The organism is Sutcliffiella halmapala (assembly GCF_050107295.1).
Lineage (GTDB): Bacteria > Bacillota > Bacilli > Bacillales > Bacillaceae_I > Sutcliffiella_A > Sutcliffiella_A halmapala_A.
The window spans coordinates 1-255 of sequence record NZ_JBNIKR010000051.1 but is presented as its reverse complement, the minus strand read 5'-3'; the positions used below and the strand labels follow the sequence as shown (position 1 = coordinate 255).

Genomic DNA, 255 nt, shown 5'->3' with positions numbered 1-255 from the left:
AGAGGGTCGAAGGTTCGAGTCCTTCATGGCACACCATTTATCTTGCGGGTGTGGCGGAATTGGCAGACGCGCTAGACTTAGGATCTAGTGTCTTTGACGTGGGGGTTCGAGTCCCTTCACCCGCATTATAATTTTATAAGAAGCGGAAGTAGTTCAGTGGTAGAACACCACCTTGCCAAGGTGGGGGTCGCGGGTTCGAATCCCGTCTTCCGCTCCAACAGACTTGCCGGGGTGGCGGAACTGGCAGACGCACAG

The 255-nt window shown here is 54.9% G+C and carries 2 tRNA genes; both read left to right on the top strand.

Features of this window, described 5'->3' with window-relative positions:
• Nucleotides 1-44 precede the first annotated feature (44 nt).
• Nucleotides 45-125: transfer RNA gene (locus tag ACQCT5_RS23030), tRNA-Leu, on the top strand.
• A 17-nt stretch (nucleotides 126-142) separates the two neighbouring features.
• Nucleotides 143-217: transfer RNA gene (locus ACQCT5_RS23025), tRNA-Gly, on the top strand.
• Nucleotides 218-255 lie beyond the last annotated feature (38 nt).